The organism is Clostridium sp. YIM B02551 (assembly GCF_022324735.1).
In the GTDB taxonomy this organism is placed as follows: Bacteria; Bacillota; Clostridia; order Clostridiales; family Clostridiaceae; genus Clostridium_T; species Clostridium_T paridis.
The window spans coordinates 24,165-43,270 of sequence record NZ_JAKGTF010000005.1; the positions used below are offsets into that span (position 1 = coordinate 24,165).

Consider the following 19,106-nt stretch of genomic DNA (forward strand, 5'->3'; position numbering starts at 1 on the left):
ATTAATTCCCCCTTGATTGTTTAGTCTTTAAGAAAAAACCTGTATATATGAATGTAAAAGGAAGTATTAAGGAAAATATACCTTGAAGCAATCCTTCATCAACCATTGGAAGTCTCAAATAAGCATATACTAAACTAATTCCTATATATACTATTCCTAATTTCATTAGATGATTATAACCAGTAAATAGTGCTGTTACAATTAATGCAATGGCCAAACTAAAAATCATTACTGAAAAATGATTCGTTTCAATTACAAGTTTTGTCATATCTATTGATGAAGATCCGGTAGAGCTTATTCTAACTTTATTTGGTATAACATTCATAATTACTATTAGCATCCACACTTTCATTAAATGTTTTTCTAGACCTACAAGCGGAATTTTTTTAGATATGTGCCTATAAACTAATGCTGCCAATATTACAATTATACCTATGGGTAAAACATAACTAAGTACAGGAAACTTTGTCATAAAATTAATTGTATTCTCTCTATTTCCTAAAATCACAAAACTCAATACACTGTTTACAAGAAAGAGAATTCCCCAATAAATAAATATTCTACTAAATGCCGTTAAGGACTTACTTGTTCTGTCAATTACCCCTTTTATAAGAGATATGTTCTCAACTGCCTCTTGCAAAACTTTTTCATCCATCAAAATCACTCCTTATATTTTAATAAAGTACTTTATAATATAAAGTTTATTCTCTTAGGAATATTTTGTCAATACCATATATGTCAGTTTATTACAAAAAAAAATCCTAAAACTATTTGTTTTAGGATTTTAAATATTTATTTTATATTTAATAATATTTCTTGAATATATTTATAAAGTTCTCCACTCATTCCACTTCCTTTTGCCGCACTAGGATTCTCAGTGTAATAGCGTTCAGCAGAATGTACAATACCTTTATCTCCTCCAGTAAAGAAATTCATGCCTTCTTGCCACGTCTTCGCTAATCCAATAACTTTTGGGTCATCAACTGGAGTACCTTTAGCTAATTCCTCTTGAAACGAAGTAATTAATTTAGTCCATTTAACAGCTTGAACATTCATTTCTGAATCATCTAGTTTATGGTATTGCTTTTTTAGCTTTATACGTTGCTCTTTTGTGAAATATTTTTTTTGATTTCTAATTAGTTCAATTGAATGAATAAACTGTTCAAAAGATGGTTTATTCCAAGAATTAAAAACATCCAAAAGTTCTTTTAATTCACCTCTAAGCTCATTCTTTAATTTTATTTCTTCATCTAAGCGTTTAAGCTGCATTTCAATAACTTCTTTAGGATTATACTTAGGATTGTCAAAAAACTCTTTAATCTCATCTAGGGAAAAATCCAATTGTTTAAGGGACATTATTTGCTGAAGTTTTATTATGTCCTCTTCAGAATATAAACGATGCCCAGCCTCAGTATGAAATGTTGGATTTAGTAATCCTATTTCATCATAGTGATGAAGGGTTCTTATTGTGAGACCTGTTAGCTTCGATAAATCTCCTACCTTCCAAGTTCTGCTTTTCACTACTATCACACTCCTCTTTTATGTGAAATTATATAAGTCTTCGTATATCATCTTTATCAAAAACATATTTTTCTCCGCATATATTACATACCATTTCAATAGGCTTATTATTTTCGTATGCCTCTATAAGTTCTTCCCTATTTAAAGAATATAACATAGGATAAAAAACATCCTTTGAGCATCCGCAAAAGAACTTTATTGTACTCTTTTCTAAAATCTCAATGTTATCAAATAATAAGCATGAAATTTCATCTAGTTTCTTATCATTTCTTGATATAATGTGTTGATTTCCAGCTATTATTTTCTTTATACCCTCAATAATGTTACTAGGGGCGCCTGGCAGCAATTGCACCATTATACCTCTACTTAGTTCAATTTCATTATTTTCATTATATATCATGTTTACATGAAAAAAAGAAGGAATTTGTTCGCTTTGATTAAAATAATATGAAAAATCATCCACAATATTTCCATAGGGCATTCCAGTTATCCCTGTAAATATACTGTTCATGCCTAAATCCTTTAATACTTGAATACAGCCTTTATCCCCGATTAGTTTTTCAATGGACAATTTATTCATTTCCTCCAAAGGGACATTTAATAATTCATCATTAATATATCCACGTACATTCCCCATAGAGTCGACATCAGTAAAAATTTTATATTTTCTATCACTTGCACTAATTTTTATACTTACTCTCTGATTGCCCTTTAAGGTTCCTGATATTAAACCTGCAATTGATACAGTTTCCCCAAGTACATTTTTTAAAAGCTTACTCATATTTTTCTTGTCACATATTTCTTTTATCATATCAGTATTATCTATCCATAAAATACGCACCTGTTTGTTATATGCTAAGGTTTTTATAATATAATTTTTCATTTTAATTCTAGCTCCTTTAAAAATTAATACCTTACGTTAGGTTTCATTAGTTTCTAAGTAGACTATACAACCTAACGTTAGGTAAGGTGCAAGAATTATTTTTCAACTTTATTATAAAATCAAAAGTTACCCTCTTGTCTAACGCTTTTAGTTTTAAAAATACATGTTATAATAATTTTAAATACAATTATGAAAAACAAAAGAAGGGGTGAATTTATTGAAGAAAGAATTTAAAGCAGTTATAAAACAACATGGAGAAAAAAATGCTTCCTATATTGAGCCACCATTTGATGTTAAGGAAGTATTCGGTTCTAAACGTGTTAAAGTTAAAGCAACTTTTGATGGGTTTGAATATCGAGGATCTGTTGTAAGTATGGGCGGATGTTACATGCTTGGAATTACTCAAGAGATTAGAAATAAAATTGGAAAAGGATTTGGAGACGAAATATTTGTAACTTTAGAAAAGGATGAGGAAGAGCGTTCAGTAGATATTCCTCAAGATTTTGCTGCAGCAATGAATAACAATGAATCTGCTGTAGCAACCTTTAAAGCACTTTCGTACACTGCACAGAAAGAATACATAACTTGGATTACTTCAGCAAAACGTGAAGAAACAAGATTGGATCGTATAACAAAGTCTGTTGCTTTACTATCAGAAGGTAAAAAGCTAAGATAATTGAAAAAACGTCGAGATTTTATTTCCATAAAAAATCGACGTTTTCTTATATAACTTATATCTTTAGCCTTTTAAGTGCTTTTCTGTTTTTGATAAAAATTTTTCTAATGCTTCACTTATATCTATATCCATACGTTCTGCCAAAATAACCAGCCACCATATACATTCTCCTAGCTTATGCTCTAGTTCGGAAACATCATCTCCATTTATTGGCCAACGTCCTTGATTCGCCATAGTAAGACGCCCTACTAATCCAGCGTCAGTAAGAAAAGCCAATGCATCCTCCTCTACTGTCCACTCTTTTTCATGATAATGTTTTTCTAATTTATGATATTGCTTTCTTATTTGTATTGAGCGTTCAACAACTTCACTAAAGTTTATGTCTCTCATTTGATATCTCTCTTTCTATGAAAATTTATATCTTATCTATTTAGAGAATGAAATGGGCAAGTTCCTTTATGATCATCTACCATTCCAATTGCTTGCATAAATGAATACATGGTTACAGGTCCAACGAATTTGAAATTACGCTTCTTTAAGTCCTTACTTAATTGTTCAGAAATACTATCTTGAGCTGGCATGCTTGCTTCTGATTCCCAGTTATTTATTACAGGTTTAAAATCAACATACTTCCATAAGTAATTAGAAAAACTACCAAATTCCGACTGTATTTTAATAATCTCCAGTGCATTATTTCTTACAGATTTAAGTTTTAATAAGTTTTTAACCACATTATATTCTTCTCTTATTTTCTCTAGATCCTCATCACTTAATTTTGCGCAATACTCAATATCAAAGTTCTTAAAAGCTTTTCTATACTCTTCTCTCTTAGAAAGTACAATACTCCAAGAAAGCCCTGATTGTGCCCCCTCCAATGTAAGCATTTCAAATATATATGTATCATCATGACTTGGTATACACCATTCATTATCATGATATCTTCTCATCATTTCGCTATTTCCAGGCCATGAACATTCACTCATAACTCATTCCTCCTAATTATTTTAGATATATTTTTATTATATCCTCTTAAACCTGACTACTTCATGTCATATTAAAATTGAATTAGACTATTATTTAATTGACTTCAAATATCTAATCTGATCTCTATTATCAATAAAAACTCTATCAACCATTTTAAAACCTATATCTTCATAGAATTTACGAAGTTTTGGTCTTGAAGTTCCACAATTAAGTCTTAATGAAGTTACACCATACTCTTTGCATAATAACTCTGCGGATTCAACAATTTTTTTACCATAACCCTTCTTACTATAATCTCTACAAACAGATATCTTATGTAAAACTCCTGACTCCATCTTTTTCAACTCACTCCAAAAAAGTGAATCATACCATTGTAATATATATACACCAATTAAGTCACCATTCTCATAACATAACTTCATTTCACTTATATCATATTGTTCCAAAAGCTTTTCAGTTGTTAAATCTTCTATCTTCCACATTGGCTCATTTATTGAATTTAGCCACTTTGCTGCTTCAATTAAAACCTTTGAAAAAGTATCAATATTATTTTTATTTACATTAACAACTTCCATATAAAATCTCTCCTCACACTGCTATTTTTTCTTTTATTCCATACTATTAATTATATAACTTATTTTATAAATTAAGCGAAAAGAAACCGTAAAATTCAGTTATAAATCTTACGGTACTCTATAGACATTTACTTTTTATTCATGTACTGTTGGTTCAAGTATTGTAAGTGTATTATCATAAGTATTAAGATTTGCTTGAGCTCCTATTGGTATTGCCATCTTAAACCTACCATGACCAGTTGCTAAATTAGTCATAAGAGGCTTATTAAGTGGTATCATAACTTCATTAATTAAGTCTTCATAATTCTTATCATATGCTGGCTCACATAATGAGCATTGACCCATAATTATACCTGCACAATCTCTGAACTTACCTGCTAATCTTAAATGATTTATATACCTGTAAACTGTATTAATTGGTTCATGAACCTCTTCAAGTAAAATTATCTTACCTTTTGTATCAAGTTCAAATGGAGTTCCAAGGTTTCCTACAAAAGATGCGAGATTACCTCCTATTATTGGACCTGTTACATTTCCAGGCACCCTACTTACTAATTGCCTTCCTGGAGGATTCTCAAGTTTCCTTGGTGACGTAATTGTAGACGTCGCAGTAAAAAACTGATTAAAGTTATATGCAGGAGTTGTTGGTCTAAAATCAATTAGCATAAGACTATGAAATGTAATTAAATTAGCCCATCTATACAAGGCATTTAATAGAATTGTTATATCACTATATCCTGTAACAATTTTAGGATTTTGTGCTATAAATGGGTAATCAAGATATGGTACAATACCTTCAACCCCTACTCCTCCTCTTGATGGCATAATAGCTTTAACATTTGGATTTCTAAACATCTCCATTAAATCTGAGGCTCTTTCTTGCTCTGATGCTGCAAGATATCCACTATAAGAATATACATATTTACCTAAAACTACACTAAACCCCATACTTTCAAGGGTTTTTATACGCTCGTTGATAATATTTTCAAACAATGGACTCCCTAAAGTAACTATTCCAATCGTATCTCCTGGGCGTAAAATTCCTGGTCTGGTTGCCATTATCATTCACCTTCTAAATAATATAATAGTATATAATATATTAACTATATCCAATTTGACATTGACCTTAGAAGATTTGTATATGATTAAAGGAAATGAGAAAAATCCCACAGATTACCTTTCTGCGGGATTATAGAAATCTATTTTTATTTTTATAGTCAAAATATTTGCTCCTTTTTGCCTGAAGCAAAACATCATTTTAGGACGCAACGCCTCACTCTTACCTAAAGCCTATCTGGAATTTCAACATTCTTTTCAAAATATTCTCCATTTTGCAGTTTAGCCTTTACTATATAGTCTCCCCCTTCTATATTGGAAAATAAATAGACTCCATCTTCATTAGTAACTTGGACTTGAACTATCCTTTCATCGCCATTATTATCTATTTCATATAAAAATACTTCAGCATCTGAAACCACAGTGTTTTTTGATGTGATTATTCCACTTATGGTACCTTTAAAATCATTGTGATTTTTTAATAGATATAGGTTCAATAGGGCATATTCATATTTTTCAACACTTATCTCTATAGGTTCTTGCGAATTATATCCATGCCTTTCAGCTTCAATGGTATATTTATTTGGAGATACATTATAAATCAAATATTGTCCCCTGCTATTAGAAGTTGTCTTATAAATTACTCTACAACCCTCTTCCAATGGTTTCATAGAAATCATAGCATTGGGTATAGGTTTAAGGGTTACCTCTTCTAATACTTTTCCATAAACTATTCCGTTTGCCAGTGATGCATGTTTCTTAAGAGTAAGGGCTATTTTAGTAACTTCATCTTTTCTTATTCTAACTTTTCTACTCATGGATGTGGTATAGTAATTTGCTGATGCAATAACTTCATAGTCACCTGGTGATAATAAATTTTTAAATTTGAAAATTCCATTTTCATCAGTATTAGTGTGAAACAACGGATTGAAATTTTCATCAAAAACCTTAACAGTTGCATTAGCTATTGGCGATCCTCTATCTACCACTTTACCTATCAATAGAGTGTCATAGCACGGAGGTATCTCTAACAGATCTAAGTTAACAGTAGCTTCTTCATTTTCATTTACTACAACTGAATCGCTATCTGTAAGAATATAAACATCTTTAATTATCATTTTATACCACTTGTTCCTGTAAGGTTGCTTTCACTCTATAAGTTCCTGGATTTAAGCTACCAAATAAATATCTCCCAGAGCTACTGGTCTTAGTAAGAGCTATAACTGTTTCAACTCCTCCAGAGATTGAATATAATGCTACTACTGCATTTGGAATAGGCTGCCCAGAAGTTTGGTTTTTAATGAATCCACTTACAGTACCTGTATTAGATTGAGGATCAGCTGTTAAATTTACATCAGCAAGAACATAATCTTTTGTTCCAACACTTATTGGAGCTGAATCTTTAGGCTGATAACCTAATTTAGATGCTGAGACATAATAGTTACCCGCTGCTAATTCTGTAAATAAATATTGTCCATTCGCATTTGTTGGAGCTGTTCCAATAAAAGTAGGTGGCTGCCCTTGTACAGTACTATATAAATCTACAACTGCATTCACTATTGGTAATAACGTATTATTATCTCGTATGATTCCAAATACTGCACCTAGGTTTGCATTTGGATCTGGTTGAATAACTAGACTTACTGATGAAGATTTATTTGTTTGAATGGTAACAGGTGTAGATGTCGGTAAAAGATATCCATCTTTAATTGCAAGTACCTGATAGGCTCCAGCTGAAAGATTTGTAATTGTAAATTGGCCATTTCCTCCAGTTGTTGTATGCTCGATTGGATTATTACTTGTATCATATACTTTAACAGTAGCTCCAGCTACTGGGGGCCCCGTAATACTACCTGAAGTTACTGTTCCTGTTAGATTCCCACTATTTGCAATAGGATTTAAAACTAAATTTAAATCCTCAGTTTTCTCTTCTCTTCCTGTTATATCAAATTGCTGACTATAACCAAGTACATATTCATCTTTTGAAGACATTTTTTTCTTCTCCTTATTCTATATTTTATTGTCGAACCATACTATATAATATAAGAATTTAAATATATTTGTTACTTTCTATTCCATAAAACCTAAATGCCTTCTTTTGATCTTTATTTATAAGTAAATCCCTCAGATTATTATTCTGAGGGATTATAATATATTTTATTTCTTCCTTTACAACCTTACTACCTTTGTTGCTACATTCTCACAAAATGCACTATCATGCTCAACAAAAAGAATTGTTGGTTCATATTCAATTAATAATTTTTCAATCTGCATACGAGAAATTACATCTATAAAGTTTAGTGGTTCATCCCATATATATAAATGGGCTCTTTCACACAAACTTCTTGCTATCAATACTTTTTTCTTTTGTCCTCCACTAAAGTCTTCAATATTTTTTTCAAACTGCTCTCTTGTGAAATCAAGTTTTCTAAGAATGGACTTAAATAAACTTTCATCAATTCCATATTTATATGCATACTCTGATAAGCTTCCACTTAAATCAGATGTATCCTGAGAAACATGAGAAATAACTAATTGATTATTTTTAACTAATGTTCCTTCGTAAGGAATATCTTCACCTAAAATCAACTTCAGTATACTTGATTTTCCACTTCCATTCTTTCCTTGAAGCGCAACTCTTTCACCCTGCTCTACGCTAAAGTTTATTCCTTCACATACAACTCTATCATCATAGCAAATAGAGATATCTCTGAGTTCTACTAGCTTACTATCATGAAATTTAAGAGGTGATATCTTTAAGCTTTCATTACTTTCAATATTTTTAAGAAGCTTTGATTTCTCCTTAATCATATTTTGTTGTCTTGCTTCTATATTCTTAGCACGTTTCATCATTTTTGCTGCTTTATGTCCAACATATCCTCTATCTATTTTGCTACCTGAATTTGTAGTTGCATATTTAGAACTTTCCACACTATCTGACCAAGAGGATGTACGTTTTGCAGCCACAGAAAGTCTATTTATATCCTTTTTTAATTTTTCATTTTCTGCTTGTTCAAAGCTATCTTGTAGCTCTTTATTTTCCCACCACGAAGAGAAATTCCCTTTTTGTATTTCAATATTTGTTTTATTAATAGCTAAAATATGATCAACACAATTGTCTAAGAAGGCTCTATCATGTGAAACTAATATAAAACCTTTCTTTCTATTCAAATAACTGCTAAGTTTTTTTCTAGCTTCAGTATCTAAATGGTTTGTAGGCTCATCAATAAGTAGAAATGAATTTTCCTTTAAAAACATTGCTGCAAGCAATACTTTTGTTTGCTCTCCTTTAGATAGTGTATAAAACTGCCTATAAAAAACATCATCATCTATATCTAGCAAGGATAATTCCTTCATTATTTCCCAATCCATTGAATTCGGACTAATTTCTCTAATTACATCTATAGTAAAATTTTCCGCATCCTTGACTTCATAAGGAAAATATTCAAAAGTCACACTTGCTGAAATATTTCCTGAATATTCATATCTTCCAAGGAGAAGATTCATGAATGTAGTTTTTCCTCTTCCATTTCTACCTGTAAAACCTAATTTCCAATCTGTATCTATTTGAAAACTTGCATTTTCAAAAATATTATCATAACTGCCTTCATAAGCGAAGGTCAGATTTGTTACATTTATTAAAGACATATTTTTGTCCTCCTTTGTATTTAAAGTAAACATATAACAAAGTCGGCACTATAGGTGACTAATATTACTCCATATAAATGTCACCTATAGTTTCCGGCTTATATGGAGATTATCATGTGCCAACATAGTATCTTTATCACTCATCATATTACTCCTCCTTTAATTAATAAAAAATAAGAGCTGCAAGAAATTATTATTCTTACAGCTCGTAAATATACTTAATTAAGCTAGTATTATAAAATAACACTAGAGTATATATTAAGAGAAAAAATAATAACTTTCTTGCATAAATAAGCACAACAAAATTAACAGAAAGCTCTGTTTATCATTTAATAATATTGTACTTTAACTAATTAGCAAGAAAAATTAATCATCTTTTCACCTCAAATTTCATTTTTTATATTCTAACATTATATATTGCAAAAATCAACTGGTACTTGTGCTATCAATATCACTCTCTATTAACACTTGCATTTTTTCTAATATTATAATATTGATTTATTATTTCATCTATCTTTTTCCCAATGTTAAGAACATTTTCGTTAATTGAATTACCTGCCATTTCAATTTCGTATTGAAATTTTGTCTTTAATTCTTCTAATTTTACATAAACTTCATCTTTTGTTTTCATAATATATCTCCCTATATAGTTAATCATTTTGAGAATTATCTCAACTATCGTTTCTTCCCCAATTTATTTACTCTTCTTGTGTTGTTTGGCAAATATAAACTGCCAATGGCTTGATTAAGAATCTCTGAAAATGATACCTTACTATTATTGTTATTTTGTTTTGTATTATATTGACTGCTATCATTAAATTTTCTCTGTTCACTATATCTTAGAGACTCCACAACTGCATTTATTCTCATATTATCACTTCCTCATATTATAAATACGTAGAGTATCCTATAATTAATGGGGTACTACCCCAACTTATAGAGGATTTGCATAATTTAATTATGAATGCAAAAAAAAGAAGATTTTAGAATATAAATTACTACTCTAAAATCTTCTCTATTTTAAACTCTTTACTTATAATCTATAGATTTCTAACTGCTAATAAAACGAAGTTAAGTATAAATAAACCTGTAAATATATATATAACTGGATGTATATTCTTTGTTTCTCTCTTTACAATACTTATGATAACATAGCTTATAAATCCGAATGCTATACCAGTTGTTATACTATAAGTAAATGGCATAAGTGCAATTGTAAGAAATGCAACTGCTGCTACACTGAAATCTTTCCAGTCAATTTCTCCAATTGATGACATCATTAGAATACCAACAACTACAAGTGCAGGTGCTGTTGCAACTGATGGAATCATTCCAATTACAGGTGCAAAAATTAGGCATATAACAAACATAATTGCTGTTACTACTGATGTTAAACCTGTTCTACCACCAGCAGCAATACCTGCTGAGCTTTCAACGTAAGTAGTAGTGTTAGATGTTCCAAAGAATGAACCTACAATTGTTGCACTAAGATCTGCAAATAGAGCTTTATCTAAACGTGACTTAATTCCCTTACCTTCAAGCATAAGTTTTTCATCTTCAGCATCAAAAATACCTGCACGACGGCCAGTACCAATAAATGTTCCTAGTGCATCAAAAATATCTGTAAGTATAAATGCTATCATTGCAGTAATTGCTAAGAAGAACTTACCACTGTTAGCAAATAGTCCTGCAAAATCCATTTTAAATGATGTATCTTTAACTGCTGCAATAGAATTTCCTATACCACTTAATGATATATTAGCTGATGAGAAGAATTCATGTGAATCTTTTGCATGGAAACCAAAAACTCCTGGGTTTACACCAAAAGAAATTTCTATAAAAGTAAGTAGTGTTACTGAAACAATACCAATTAAAATAGCTCCTTTAACTCTTAAAACCATCAATATAAGTATTAAAACAATTCCGAACAATGCTAATTGTACTGCTGGATTAGAAAAGTTTACTAGTGCTGGAACTGCTGATGAATTAGCAACAACAGTTGCATCTGCTGGAGTCTTACCAAAGAAAAGATATGTTCCAGGGTCGGATGTAAACTTTAAAAGACCACTGTCTTTAACTCCAATATATGCTATGAATAGACCGATTCCTCCACCTATAGCCTTTTGTAAAACTGCTGGAAGAGAACGGATAATTATCTTACGAAGTCCTGTAACTGTGATAATTATATTTACAACACCACAGATAAATACCATTGCCAAAGCTTCTTGCCACTTAAAGCCCATAGTACCACATACAGTAAAGGTGAAAAATGCATTTAATCCCATACCAGGAGCTAGTGCATAAGGTACATTTGCGAAAAAGCCCATAACAAATGTTCCAACTGCTGCTGATATAATTGTTGCAACGAATATAGCTTGTGGATTAAACGGATTGTCAGGAGTTCCTGCCAATTGCAATATACTTGGATTAACGAAAATAATGTACGCCATAGTAAAGAATGTTGTAAGACCTGCGAAGATCTCAGTTCTAACGTTAGTCCCGTAATGCTTTAACTTAAATAAATTTTCCATTTCTACAACTCCTAAAAATATAATTTATTGGGAAATTTCGTTACTAAAAAACAAAATAGGCTGAAACACCATTCCAACCTATCGACAAAACTGAATTACAAATAATAAATTACAAATTATAAATCCAAACTATAAATCAATTTCACGATAGTCGGGTAATTTACGGTCACCCGGTAGAAACTGCCAACCCATATATGTTAGCGATATATCGAACCTATTCAATTATTTAATAAATTTTCCTCTTAAATTATAGTTTAATTTGTCGAACTTTACAAGTGGAATTTTAATTTTTATTCGTAATTTTTATAATTATTTATAAACTAAGGACTAGGTCAATTCCCTAAAGTGTTTAAGTTTGTTTTATTTATAATATTTTAGTCTCTCCTATTACTACAAAGTAAATTCATACCAAATTATTCTACATAAATACTGAGTACATATTATAATAAATATTTTATTTAAATACATGATAAAAGTTTGTAAGATTTTTATACATTATACTCACATTTCATTTCTTGTTTTAGCAAGTCAATAGGATTTGCATAACCAAGGGTACCACACATCAGCGAACTTCCTACCCATTGGTTAAGTTCTACAAGGTTTAAAACTTCACTGGGTAAATAATATTCTATTTGCCAAGAAATACTGAAATAAAATTCAGTTATTTGACTTAGTATACTTCTATCATGGGTCTTTGTATAATGTACTTCACCACAATCAGTAATGTATTTATCAACTATCTCTAATGAAAATCCCTCTGCTATAAAAGTTTCTCTTATTGCATTAAGAATAATTACATTAAACTTTTTAAAATGTTCTGTTTTTAGCCCATATAAGATAATGCAATATCTTGTTTTGTTATTCATTAGTATAACACCTTTTTTTCTATCAAACATAAACATATTCGCGTGCCATTCAAAGAATGATTTTGTATTTCCGTCTTCATATGCCTCGACTTTCATTTTCATAGCATCCGTTAATTTCTTCGTACATTCAATAATCATATCTTTAACTCCTTTTCTATATTATTCAATATTCATACCAGCTAAAGCTCTCTAATCTTGAATCTTTGAATTTAATTTATTTTTCAACATTTTCTTTAACATAGCCTCAGTTTTAATTAGGTTTTCTTTCTGCTCCTCCACTTCTAATATCTTCTTTTGTAAAAGTTCAATCTTTGTATCAACTGAAACCGAATTATCATTGTTTTTTTGTATTTCTTTAATTTCTGTCAAAGAAAATCCAACTGAATGAACTGTTTTTATCATTAGCAAATATTCAATTATATCTTCAGAATAATTACGATAATTATTTGACTCCCTACTAACATATTTTTCAGAAATCAATCCTTGCTTTTCATAAAATCTAATAGTAGAAATTGATAATCCTGTCTTTTTTGATACTTCATTTATTTTCATAAAACACCTCTTTAAACTCACTTGACTATGAACCTAACTTCATAGTTTATACTATATCTAAGTATTTAAATTAGTCAACACAATAATGTGAATGGAGGGATTACTATGGAAAATGCTAGAAAAGAAACTCGAGCAGTAGTATTAGGCGGTGGAGGAGTAACTGGGATGGCTTGGGAGATTGGGATAATTACAGCCTTATTAGAAAAAGATATTGATTTATCAGAGGCTGATGTTATCATTGGAACTTCAGCTGGATCATTTGTTGGCTCTTCATTGGCCAGTGGTTATGATATTAAAAAACTTTATGACTCTCAACTTGCCACAAATACCTCAGAGGTGAATACATCAGTAAACCCTGAAATTATGATGCTATGGACTGAAGCCTTTCGTTACGGCAAAGATGATAAAAAAAAGATTGGACAGATGTTTGGAGACATTGCGAAAAAATACCCTCCCAATATATCAAAAGAGACACGTCAGAGAGTTGTAGAATCAAGACTTGCCACTACTCTTTGGCCACAAAAATTAAAAGTCACAGCAATTAATGCTGATACTGGAGAACTCCGTGTATTTGATAAAGATTCAGGAACTTCACTTATAAATGCAGTAAATGCAAGTGGTGCTGTCCCAGGAATCTGGCCACTTGTAACTTTTAATGATAGGGATTGGATTGATGGAGGGATGGTTTCAAGTACTAATGCGTATTTAGCTACTGGTTATGATAAAATTGTAATCTTATCGCCAATGCCTCAAAAGTATGGTTTAATTCCAAGCGTTGGAGAAGATGCTTCTGAAATGCAAAAAAGATCGAAGGTCTCTCTTATTACACCTGATGATGATAGTATATTAGCAATAGGGAAAAATCCTTATGATCCAAATCATGCAGCCTCATCTGCTAAGGCTGGATTTAATCAAGGAATAAAAGAAGCTGCTGATATTTATAAAACATGGTTATAATTATTTAATTAGTTATTACAATTACAAAATTCCCTCAAACTATAAATTTGAGGGAATTTAAAATATACTAAGTAAGATTAATTTTTAGTGCAGGACGTACACCATCACGTGCTGAGCTGTTATTTGCATAGCTACGAACACTGCAATTTGTTCCTATAAAAAATGCTCTAGATGGTTTGTTACCTTGTGTTCTAAGCCACCACCAGGAACAACCAATTTCTTCTCCATTTCTAGTTACATAATTATTTTTGTTAGTTTTGTCATATACATATAAATTGCATCCATCAGACTTATTTATTTTTGCAAAGTCTGTTCCAACTGTAGGAAGAAAATCCTTACCATGTATATCAGATAAATATCTTATCTCATTTACACTAAGTAAAAAAACCTTATCCTCAGTATCTGGTGTACCTTCTCCATTATCAGTGCAATAAGTACATTTTATAAGTTCCTTTTCCTCTTCGGTAAATGCTATATTATAGAATTCATCATTTAACCATTCACGTAAATCACAATCTCTCCAAGTTATATCTACACAATCACGCCATTTAATATCCTTGGACTTGCCATGATACCTCTTGCAGTCCAAAATATCTTCACTCAAAAGAAACAAATCACTTCCTGAATTTTGTAACACCCTCCACCTTATAGGTGTTGAATCAGTTCCATCTTTAGTTTGAGGATAAGTACCAAAGGTAATAATTTCTCCTAGTTTTGCATTCTGTATGCTATTCGCTATTTTCAAATTGTTATCCTCCTTTATTAAATATTCTGCTCCTTACTTATTAACTCTTCTATATATCTAATTAATTCCTTTGCATCACTCTCAGCCTCAGGCATTAAGGATAATATCAAATCATTCTCCTTACTTTTAGCTTTCAGATTTTTAAGCATTCCACATATGCACTGAGTTCTGTAGTTTTCCAGCCTTAATACTTTGATGATTTTAAGTAGTTTTACTTCATTTTCTCCATAAACACGATATCCATTTTTATTCCTTGGTACTTCAATTAGTCCATTTCTCTCCCAGTTTATAATGACATTTATTGATACTCCAATGAGTTTTGCTGCACCATTTCTATTTAACTTAATATTCTCTTCTTCCAGTGAATCACTTTTCAGTATTTCCTGAATTACTTTCATAACTTTAAGTTCATTATTCTTTTCGTTTTGTATATGTGTTAAATACTCTTTGCCTAGCTCTAGAGCTTTTCTCAAATCACCTTTAGCTACACTTCTTATAATGTTTCTAACTTCAAATCTCATATAGTATTTAATCCAGTCACTTTTCAATGCCATTCTCACTAGTTTTATCTGATTCAAATGTGTTTCAGTGTAAGCTCTATATCCATTTTCTTTCCTTTCAACAGGTGCTATATACCCCCACTTCTCATATAACATAATAGTATTGGGATGCATCCCCACTATTTTGGCAATTTCAGAAGTACTATAGTTTTTCATTAAATACCTCCCTCTTTGGTTAACCAAATTGCTTTCTCATTATAGCATACAGCTAAAACCCTGGCAGGATAGTGGAGGGTTTTGATATTTTTACTTTTTAATAAAAGTCATTATAAGAATAGAAATAATTGAGGATATATCACTTTTCCATGTAAGCTTCATAAAATAATAGGATAATTAGTTTACAGGAGAGTATAAATTATATGGTCATTACACCAGATATCACTACACTTAAGTGTACCATTAGAAATGGTATTAAATTTTTTGAGCTAATAGCTGAACCCGTAAATCAAGAAATACTCCCTGGTGTCTTCATTAAGGGATGGGGATATAACGGAAGTATACCAGGACCTACTATTCAAGTCTATCCAGGAGACTATGTTAACATACGTGTAATAAACCATCTGCCAGAAGCAACAAGTATTCATTGGCACGGACTTGATGTCCCTAATGAAATGGATGGGGTCCCAGATGTAGAACCTTCACCACGGATTGAACCTGGACATTATTTTGATTATCACTTTAGGATAACTAACCCACCTGGAACACATATGTATCATTCTCACGTCAATGTAGCAAAACAAGATATGCTGGGCCTTTTAGGTGGCTTTGTAATTCTTGATCCTTATGAAAGACATATTAATAAAGATTACCTCCTTCTAATGCAGGAATGGAGTCTTGTTGGTTTAGACAAAGGTAAGGAGGTAAGTCCTGGAAAATATAATCTTAAGCCTTTTGCTATGGATTTCAATATGTTTACTATCAATGGTAAAAGTTTTCCATCAACCACACCCATGCCAATAGAATATAAAGATATTATACGTTTAAGGTTAGGAGCAATACAGATTAATCATCACCCTATGCATATTCATGGACATCAATTCGTTGTTGAAAAGGCAGATGGCAACCCTATAGCTGATAATAATAGAATTTTTAAAAATACAATTTTAGTAGCTTCAGGAGAAACTTGGGATGTCTTGTTTGAAGCAGATAATCCTGGAGTTTGGCCTTTTCACTGCCACATTGCCCATCATGTTTCTAACAACTTCACTGACGGAGTTGGTGGTATGTTTACAACCTTAGTGTATAAATAATTGATAATTAATCCTTGTTAATTTAAAAATGCTGCTATAATAAATAATACTGATGATATCACTATTGATATAATACTATAGGGCAAGATTGTCTTAATGTGCTTCATAAGTGGAACCTCTGCAATTGTAGATGATAATATTGCAGTTTCACCTAGTGGTGATGCATTATCTCCTAATGAACCACCTGCAAGCACAGCTCCAATAACTAAAGGTAAACTAGACTTAGAAGTTACAGCTAGAGGAATAGCTATCGGCATTAAAAGAGCCCAGGTTCCCCAAGCTGACCCCATAAAATATGAAGCTGCACATCCAATCAAGAATATTACAACTGGAATAAGTATTGCAGGTATTTGAGGTCCTATATTATTTGTTATAAATTTTACAAATCCTAAATCTTCTATGATACTAGATAGCCCCCAACTTAACACTAATACAATTATTGGTGGCATCATTTCATTTCCACCAGATAAAAAACTACTCTCTATCTTTTCCATAGGTATTCTTTGAAAAAGATAAAATATAGTTGTAATTACAATAGTTATTACTCCAGATATCAGTATGGATTTCTCAAATTGAGCATTCATAATAGCTTCTAAAAAACCCTGACTGTTCTCTTTTCCGGTATACCAGAAAAAAAAGAAGGTTGCCGCTATTAATAGCACTAAAGGTAAAATTAAATTAAATGGACGAGGAGGCGCATTTTCTGCAAATTCACTTTGCCCATGAGCTTCATGACTATGCTCATTGTAATTGTGTTTCTCCTCTTTTTCTATATCAGAAATTCTATTAACCACACTGTCAAATCCTAGATTAAAAATAATTATCCCTATGACTACAAGTATCATGATAATAGCATAAAAATTAAATAGAATACTCTTTAGATAAAGATTATATGCTGACATTTTCAATCCAGACTTATTTAGTGAGGAATTAATTACTCCAATTATATATCCAACATAAGTAGTTCCAAAAGGGATTAAAATGATTAATAGGCACGATGTCACATTAAGTACAACTGCCAGTTTTTCTTTACTTCCTTTTACTTTATCTATTAGCGCTTTCCCCACAGTACCAGCTGCTATACCATGAAAACAGCAGTCAATAAAAGTAAATATTGTAACAAACCAGATAGCTCCTAAGGCTCCCTTTTCAGTTTTTACATATTTATTTGCAAGTTCTGAAAATCCTCTAATCCCGCCTGATAGAGACATAATTTCTCCAAAAGCTCCAAATATGAATAAGAACATAATTATATATGCACTTTCTTCATTAGCTACAGATTTCACCAGATGCTCAACAGCATATATGCACCCATTTATAACATTTCCTCCAGCTAAAAGTATCCCTCCTGCCAGAAGTCCAACTACCAATGCTGCTAATATCCTTTTTGTTAACATGGCTAAAATAATAACTATTAATGGTATGAATAGTGATATTAATCCTTGACTCATATTATCAACTCGCTTTACAAAATTTCTTTATAGTTATTATCTAAATTTATAAGCTTATTATACGAATCCAGTAAACTTTCTTTTATCTTATAAATAAAAAAACGGTTAAGAGAATTAATCCCTTAACCTTCAAAAATATCTTCTATTTAAATTTATTACAGTTTACTATATTCTTTATCTATTACTGGTTCAAGCCATTCATTGCTTGAGGCTTCTTTTGGAACTGATAAAGATAGATGTGCAAATGCAACATTTTCTTCTCCCAATGTAAAATCAGAAACATTTTCTAATTCTATTCTTTCCATTAAGTTTGATTCAATTCTACAACTTAAAGTTAACTTTAAGTCAACATTTTTTAATAATCTATTATTTTGGAGGATATATAAGTGATTTATACAGTTGGTGAAATGGCAAAGCAGCTTGATGTTGCTGCTTCAACATTAAGATATTATGATAAAGAAGGGTTACTTCCATTTGTAGAACGCTCTGGTGGTGGTATGCGTATGTTTAAGGATGAAGATATGTCATGGTTAAGAATTATTGAATGTCTAAAGAAAACAGGTATGCCTATCAAGGAAATTAAACATTTTATAGATTGTTGTATGGAAGGCGATACTAAGATAGACGAGCGCCTATCCATAATAGAATCTCAGCGCGATGCTGTCATAAAGCAAATGAGTGAACTACAGGGTATGCTGGAAATGTTAAATTATAAGTGTTGGTATTATGAAACTGCAAAAGAGGCAGGAACATGTGCTGTTCATGATAATATACAAATAGAAAAAGTCCCAAGTAAATATCATAAATTCTTAGATGAAAAATAGAACTACTGATTATCTTTGAAACGACTG

At 31.1% G+C, this 19,106-nt stretch carries 23 protein-coding genes and 1 riboswitch; of the genes, 4 read left to right on the top strand and 19 right to left on the bottom strand.

The window, feature by feature from the left end; all coding sequences use genetic code 11:
• Position 1: 1 nt before the first annotated feature.
• From L1S47_RS07225 to L1S47_RS07235, 3 genes are all read right to left on the bottom strand, one after another.
• Positions 2-655 carry a hypothetical protein gene (locus L1S47_RS07225; RefSeq protein WP_238882863.1) on the bottom strand — a complete coding sequence of 218 codons (654 nt, stop codon included), beginning with the start codon at positions 653-655 and terminating at the stop codon, positions 2-4.
• Positions 656-792: 137 nt separating this feature from the next.
• A complete protein-coding gene (locus L1S47_RS20730) occupies positions 793-1,521 on the bottom strand; it encodes a MerR family transcriptional regulator (RefSeq protein ID WP_238882864.1) in 729 nt (242 codons plus the stop codon).
• Positions 1,522-1,549: 28 nt separating this feature from the next.
• The gene (locus L1S47_RS07235) at positions 1,550-2,404 is read right to left on the bottom strand and encodes an Hsp33 family molecular chaperone HslO (RefSeq protein WP_238882867.1); all 855 of its coding nucleotides are present in this window, start codon (positions 2,402-2,404) and stop codon (positions 1,550-1,552) included.
• Positions 2,405-2,621: 217 nt separating this feature from the next.
• On the opposite strand from L1S47_RS07235, the gene L1S47_RS07240 reads away from it, so the two are divergent.
• Positions 2,622-3,080 (top strand): YdeI/OmpD-associated family protein, encoded by a 459-nt coding sequence (locus L1S47_RS07240; RefSeq protein ID WP_238882868.1) that lies wholly within the window; start codon positions 2,622-2,624, stop codon positions 3,078-3,080.
• A 63-nt stretch (positions 3,081-3,143) separates the two neighbouring features.
• Here L1S47_RS07240 and L1S47_RS07245 read toward each other — a convergent pair whose 3' ends face one another.
• From L1S47_RS07245 to L1S47_RS07300, 12 genes are all read right to left on the bottom strand, one after another.
• Complete coding sequence (locus L1S47_RS07245) at positions 3,144-3,470, bottom strand: MazG nucleotide pyrophosphohydrolase domain-containing protein (protein WP_238882869.1); 327 nt, start codon at positions 3,468-3,470, stop codon at positions 3,144-3,146.
• A gap of 32 nt (positions 3,471-3,502) precedes the next feature.
• Positions 3,503-4,063, bottom strand: a complete 561-nt coding sequence (locus L1S47_RS07250) for a DNA-3-methyladenine glycosylase I (protein ID WP_238882871.1) — start codon at positions 4,061-4,063, stop codon at positions 3,503-3,505.
• A 90-nt stretch (positions 4,064-4,153) separates the two neighbouring features.
• Entirely contained in the window at positions 4,154-4,639 is a 486-nt protein-coding gene (locus tag L1S47_RS07255; protein ID WP_238882873.1) for a GNAT family N-acetyltransferase, read from the bottom strand.
• A 135-nt stretch (positions 4,640-4,774) separates the two neighbouring features.
• Positions 4,775-5,698 carry an LD-carboxypeptidase gene (locus L1S47_RS07260; RefSeq protein WP_238882875.1) on the bottom strand — a complete coding sequence of 308 codons (924 nt, stop codon included), beginning with the start codon at positions 5,696-5,698 and terminating at the stop codon, positions 4,775-4,777.
• A gap of 224 nt (positions 5,699-5,922) precedes the next feature.
• Positions 5,923-6,813 (bottom strand): collagen binding domain-containing protein, encoded by an 891-nt coding sequence (locus tag L1S47_RS07265; protein ID WP_238882876.1) that lies wholly within the window; start codon positions 6,811-6,813, stop codon positions 5,923-5,925.
• Position 6,814: 1 nt separating this feature from the next.
• Positions 6,815-7,687, bottom strand: coding sequence for a collagen binding domain-containing protein (locus tag L1S47_RS07270; protein ID WP_238882878.1), 873 nt, complete (start codon positions 7,685-7,687; stop codon positions 6,815-6,817).
• Positions 7,688-7,864: 177 nt separating this feature from the next.
• A complete protein-coding gene (locus L1S47_RS07275; RefSeq protein WP_238882880.1) occupies positions 7,865-9,343 on the bottom strand; it encodes an Lsa family ABC-F type ribosomal protection protein in 1,479 nt (492 codons plus the stop codon).
• A 451-nt stretch (positions 9,344-9,794) separates the two neighbouring features.
• On the bottom strand, positions 9,795-9,974 hold the full coding sequence (locus L1S47_RS07280) for a hypothetical protein (protein ID WP_238882881.1): 180 nt from the start codon (positions 9,972-9,974) through the stop codon (positions 9,795-9,797).
• Between the two features lie 44 nt (positions 9,975-10,018).
• Entirely contained in the window at positions 10,019-10,213 is a 195-nt protein-coding gene (locus L1S47_RS07285) for a hypothetical protein (RefSeq protein ID WP_238882882.1), read from the bottom strand.
• A 170-nt stretch (positions 10,214-10,383) separates the two neighbouring features.
• Complete coding sequence (locus L1S47_RS07290; RefSeq protein WP_238882884.1) at positions 10,384-11,874, bottom strand: NCS2 family permease; 1,491 nt, start codon at positions 11,872-11,874, stop codon at positions 10,384-10,386.
• Between the two features lie 128 nt (positions 11,875-12,002).
• A riboswitch (purine riboswitch) is annotated at positions 12,003-12,105 on the bottom strand.
• Positions 12,106-12,362: 257 nt separating this feature from the next.
• Entirely contained in the window at positions 12,363-12,878 is a 516-nt protein-coding gene (locus tag L1S47_RS07295; RefSeq protein ID WP_238882885.1) for a hypothetical protein, read from the bottom strand.
• Between the two features lie 51 nt (positions 12,879-12,929).
• Entirely contained in the window at positions 12,930-13,292 is a 363-nt protein-coding gene (locus L1S47_RS07300; RefSeq protein WP_238882886.1) for a MerR family transcriptional regulator, read from the bottom strand.
• A gap of 105 nt (positions 13,293-13,397) precedes the next feature.
• On the opposite strand from L1S47_RS07300, the gene L1S47_RS07305 reads away from it, so the two are divergent.
• Positions 13,398-14,249, top strand: a complete 852-nt coding sequence (locus tag L1S47_RS07305) for a patatin-like phospholipase family protein (RefSeq protein ID WP_238882887.1) — start codon at positions 13,398-13,400, stop codon at positions 14,247-14,249.
• Positions 14,250-14,316: 67 nt separating this feature from the next.
• Here the strand turns inward: L1S47_RS07305 and L1S47_RS07310 are convergent, their stop codons facing one another.
• Positions 14,317-14,994: a DUF6273 domain-containing protein gene (locus tag L1S47_RS07310; RefSeq protein ID WP_238882888.1), complete on the bottom strand. Its 678-nt coding sequence runs from the start codon at positions 14,992-14,994 to the stop codon at positions 14,317-14,319.
• Between the two features lie 17 nt (positions 14,995-15,011).
• The gene (locus L1S47_RS07315) at positions 15,012-15,710 is read right to left on the bottom strand and encodes a MerR family transcriptional regulator (protein WP_238882889.1); all 699 of its coding nucleotides are present in this window, start codon (positions 15,708-15,710) and stop codon (positions 15,012-15,014) included.
• A gap of 203 nt (positions 15,711-15,913) precedes the next feature.
• On the opposite strand from L1S47_RS07315, the gene L1S47_RS07320 reads away from it, so the two are divergent.
• The gene (locus tag L1S47_RS07320; protein ID WP_238882890.1) at positions 15,914-16,804 is read left to right on the top strand and encodes a multicopper oxidase family protein; all 891 of its coding nucleotides are present in this window, start codon (positions 15,914-15,916) and stop codon (positions 16,802-16,804) included.
• A 17-nt stretch (positions 16,805-16,821) separates the two neighbouring features.
• Here the strand turns inward: L1S47_RS07320 and L1S47_RS07325 are convergent, their stop codons facing one another.
• Entirely contained in the window at positions 16,822-18,255 is a 1,434-nt protein-coding gene (locus L1S47_RS07325) for a Na+/H+ antiporter NhaC family protein (RefSeq protein ID WP_238882891.1), read from the bottom strand.
• Between the two features lie 155 nt (positions 18,256-18,410).
• A complete protein-coding gene (locus L1S47_RS07330; RefSeq protein ID WP_238882892.1) occupies positions 18,411-18,560 on the bottom strand; it encodes a hypothetical protein in 150 nt (49 codons plus the stop codon).
• A gap of 81 nt (positions 18,561-18,641) precedes the next feature.
• On the opposite strand from L1S47_RS07330, the gene L1S47_RS07335 reads away from it, so the two are divergent.
• Positions 18,642-19,079, top strand: coding sequence for a MerR family transcriptional regulator (locus tag L1S47_RS07335; RefSeq protein ID WP_238882893.1), 438 nt, complete (start codon positions 18,642-18,644; stop codon positions 19,077-19,079).
• Positions 19,080-19,106: the final 27 nt, after the last annotated feature.

What these genes read in the sequence shown, in the direction of transcription:
- L1S47_RS07330 (WP_238882892.1), bottom strand. Translation starts at nt 18,560, where the DNA reads ATGGAAAGAATAGAATTAGAAAATGTTTCTGATTTTACATTGGGAGAA.
- L1S47_RS07255 (WP_238882873.1), bottom strand. Translation starts at nt 4,639, where the DNA reads ATGGAAGTTGTTAATGTAAATAAAAATAATATTGATACTTTTTCAAAG.
- L1S47_RS07235 (WP_238882867.1), bottom strand. Translation starts at nt 2,404, where the DNA reads ATGAAAAATTATATTATAAAAACCTTAGCATATAACAAACAGGTGCGT.
- L1S47_RS07315 (WP_238882889.1), bottom strand. Translation starts at nt 15,710, where the DNA reads ATGAAAAACTATAGTACTTCTGAAATTGCCAAAATAGTGGGGATGCAT.
- L1S47_RS07265 (WP_238882876.1), bottom strand. Translation starts at nt 6,813, where the DNA reads ATGATAATTAAAGATGTTTATATTCTTACAGATAGCGATTCAGTTGTA.
- L1S47_RS07320 (WP_238882890.1), top strand. Translation starts at nt 15,914, where the DNA reads ATGGTCATTACACCAGATATCACTACACTTAAGTGTACCATTAGAAAT.
- L1S47_RS07260 (WP_238882875.1), bottom strand. Translation starts at nt 5,698, where the DNA reads ATGGCAACCAGACCAGGAATTTTACGCCCAGGAGATACGATTGGAATA.
- L1S47_RS07225 (WP_238882863.1), bottom strand. Translation starts at nt 655, where the DNA reads ATGGATGAAAAAGTTTTGCAAGAGGCAGTTGAGAACATATCTCTTATA.
- L1S47_RS07325 (WP_238882891.1), bottom strand. Translation starts at nt 18,255, where the DNA reads ATGAGTCAAGGATTAATATCACTATTCATACCATTAATAGTTATTATT.
- L1S47_RS07305 (WP_238882887.1), top strand. Translation starts at nt 13,398, where the DNA reads ATGGAAAATGCTAGAAAAGAAACTCGAGCAGTAGTATTAGGCGGTGGA.
- L1S47_RS07275 (WP_238882880.1), bottom strand. Translation starts at nt 9,343, where the DNA reads ATGTCTTTAATAAATGTAACAAATCTGACCTTCGCTTATGAAGGCAGT.
- L1S47_RS07290 (WP_238882884.1), bottom strand. Translation starts at nt 11,874, where the DNA reads ATGGAAAATTTATTTAAGTTAAAGCATTACGGGACTAACGTTAGAACT.
- L1S47_RS07270 (WP_238882878.1), bottom strand. Translation starts at nt 7,687, where the DNA reads ATGTCTTCAAAAGATGAATATGTACTTGGTTATAGTCAGCAATTTGAT.
- L1S47_RS07280 (WP_238882881.1), bottom strand. Translation starts at nt 9,974, where the DNA reads ATGAAAACAAAAGATGAAGTTTATGTAAAATTAGAAGAATTAAAGACA.
- L1S47_RS07300 (WP_238882886.1), bottom strand. Translation starts at nt 13,292, where the DNA reads ATGAAAATAAATGAAGTATCAAAAAAGACAGGATTATCAATTTCTACT.
- L1S47_RS07285 (WP_238882882.1), bottom strand. Translation starts at nt 10,213, where the DNA reads ATGAGAATAAATGCAGTTGTGGAGTCTCTAAGATATAGTGAACAGAGA.
- L1S47_RS07250 (WP_238882871.1), bottom strand. Translation starts at nt 4,063, where the DNA reads ATGAGTGAATGTTCATGGCCTGGAAATAGCGAAATGATGAGAAGATAT.
- L1S47_RS07295 (WP_238882885.1), bottom strand. Translation starts at nt 12,878, where the DNA reads ATGATTATTGAATGTACGAAGAAATTAACGGATGCTATGAAAATGAAA.
- L1S47_RS07245 (WP_238882869.1), bottom strand. Translation starts at nt 3,470, where the DNA reads ATGAGAGACATAAACTTTAGTGAAGTTGTTGAACGCTCAATACAAATA.